This is a genomic window from Moorena sp. SIO3I6, from assembly GCF_010672095.1.
The window spans coordinates 1-2,130 of sequence record NZ_JAAHHU010000827.1 but is presented as its reverse complement, the minus strand read 5'-3'; the positions used below and the strand labels follow the sequence as shown (position 1 = coordinate 2,130).

At 45.0% G+C, this 2,130-nt stretch carries 2 protein-coding genes and 2 tRNA genes; 3 read left to right on the top strand and 1 reads right to left on the bottom strand.

What is annotated here, in order from left to right; all coding sequences use genetic code 11:
* The first annotated feature begins 329 nt into the window (after positions 1 to 329).
* Positions 330 to 1,409, top strand: coding sequence for an RNA-guided endonuclease TnpB family protein (locus tag F6K49_RS43240; protein WP_075898857.1), 1,080 nt, complete (start codon positions 330 to 332; stop codon positions 1,407 to 1,409).
* Here F6K49_RS43240 and F6K49_RS43235 read toward each other — a convergent pair.
* Positions 1,397 to 1,816 (bottom strand): hypothetical protein, encoded by a 420-nt coding sequence (locus tag F6K49_RS43235; protein WP_293084858.1) that lies wholly within the window; start codon positions 1,814 to 1,816, stop codon positions 1,397 to 1,399. The genes F6K49_RS43240 and F6K49_RS43235 overlap by 13 nt on opposite strands.
* A gap of 73 nt (positions 1,817 to 1,889) precedes the next feature.
* Between F6K49_RS43235 and F6K49_RS43230 the strand changes: the two genes are divergently transcribed.
* A tRNA-Leu gene (locus F6K49_RS43230) sits at positions 1,890 to 1,963 on the top strand.
* A gap of 4 nt (positions 1,964 to 1,967) precedes the next feature.
* A tRNA-Pro gene (locus F6K49_RS43225) sits at positions 1,968 to 2,041 on the top strand.
* The last annotated feature ends 89 nt before the right edge of the window (positions 2,042 to 2,130 follow it).

The window sequence follows — 2,130 nt, the reverse complement described above, 5'->3', positions numbered from 1 at the left end:
GAGCGCTCGCCTGAAAAGCGAGAGGTCGTCGGTTCGATGCCGACCTTGGGGGACTGTCACTTGCTATTGCAAGTGCTAAATGCCGGATGGACGATTGGCAAGTCGCCGTGACTCTGAATCACGGAGAGCGATAACTTAGTTGAGGATTTGCAGTACAATACGGTACTATAAGTATGTCGTTAACTGTAGTTAAGTGACTAAGTATCTCAAGCTAAGAGTTGCTGCGGATTATCTAGGCGTTAACGTCAGAACGCTAGAAAGATGGGAAAATCAAGACATGTGTATGGACTAATAAAATACGAAACTCAAATCAAGAATGACCCAGACTTATGCGACGAGCATATCAAACAAGATTAAAGCTCAATAACAGACAAAAGACCTTGATGGCTCGACACGCGGGCTATTATAGGTGGGTTTGGAATTGGGCTTTAAATATGTGGAATGAAGCCTATAAAGCCGAACTCAAACCTTCGGCTAATAAGCTGAAAAAATTTTATACCCATCATGTTAAACCTCAATACCCCTGGCAGTCTACCTTAAGCTCTAGGGTTTATCAATTTGCCTTCAGGCACTTATCAGAAGCATTTAAACGCTTTTTTAAAGGCGTGGCTAAACATCCGAAGTTTAAGAAAAAAGGTAGAAATGATAGCTTTACCTTAGATAATTGTGGAAAAGTCATGGAGTTTTCAGGAACTCGATTAAAACTACCTTTTATTGGATGGGTTAGCACTTATGAACCACTGCCAGAAATCCAGACGAAGCGGGTGACAATCAGTCGAGTAGCCGATTCTTGGTATATTTCTGTATCCTACGAGTTTGAACCTAAAGCTACTGTGAAATCTAGAGAACACCTGGGTGTTGATGTTGGAGTTAAAGTTCTGGCTACTTGCTCGGATGGAACTGTGTTTCCTAATCCCAGGGCTTATAAACAAGCCCAGAAAAAACTGGCTAGACTTCAACGAGAACTTTCTAGAAGAAAACTAGGTTCTGCTAACAGAAATAAAACCAAGCTAAAGCTTGCGTTAGCTCATCAAAGCATTGTTAACATCCGCAAAGATACAATCCACAAACTTACCTCTTGGCTTTGCAAAAACCACGCAGTCATTGGATTAGAAGATTTAAATGTTTCCGGTCTGTTGAAAAACCACAAGCTAGCGGGTGCGATCGCTGATTCGGCATTCTATGAGATTCGTCGTCAACTCGAATATAAATCCGAGTGGTACGGGTGCCAACTGGTATTTGCAGATAGGTTCTATCCATCAACTAAAACCTGTTCAAGCTGTGGTCACATTCAAGAAATGCCACTGAAAGAACGAGTTTTTAATTGTGAGGCTTGCGGTTACACCGCTGATCGCGATTTGAACGCAAGTCGTAATTTAGAACGATACGCCGGGGGCTACCTGGTTTGAGCCTGTGTTAGTGGGAAGTGCCGACACCCCACGCAATCCCAGTTATCTGGAAGAAAGCAGGAAGGGAACTTTAATACGGTTTGAGCCGTGTTGTGTAAGTTTTCCGTAGCAGGTTGGTTCGAGTCCAACTCCGGCATTCTATTGTTGAAAGTTAACCGGTTGTTCGCCTTTGGCGTTCCCGTAGGGTAGGTTAACCGGTTGAAGGTTAACCGGTTGTTCGCCTTTGGCGTTCCCGTAGGGTAGGTTAACCGGTTGAAAGTTAACTGGTTGAAGGTTAACCGGTTAAAGGTTAATCGGTTGTTCGCCTTTGGCGTTCCCGTAGGGTAGGTTAACCGGTTGTAAGCTTCAACCAAACAACCTAGGCTACTTCGGACGCCAAAGGCGAACAACCTTGGCCAATAGGCCACGCTACGCGAACAACCAAACAACCTTTAACCTTCAACCCAAATGACTTTTGATAGCAACTTGGTATCAAATTATGCTCCTGTAGCCCAATTGGCAGAGGCGACCGTTTTAAAAACGGTCAGTTGTGGGTTCGACTCCCACCAGGAGTACTAACGGGGTGTGGCGCAGTTTGGTAGCGCGCTTGCTTTGGGAGCAAGATGTCGCAGGTTCAAATCCTGTCACCCCGACTTTACCCCTGTGATGGAATTGGTAGACATCACTCCCCCAGAACGAGTGTCTTGCAGGATGAATGCTTCCCCCACCTGCTAAGCGAGGT

Coding starts and splice junctions, on each gene's coding strand:
- F6K49_RS43240 (WP_075898857.1), top strand. CDS start 330: ATGCGACGAGCATATCAAACAAGATTAAAGCTCAATAACAGACAAAAG.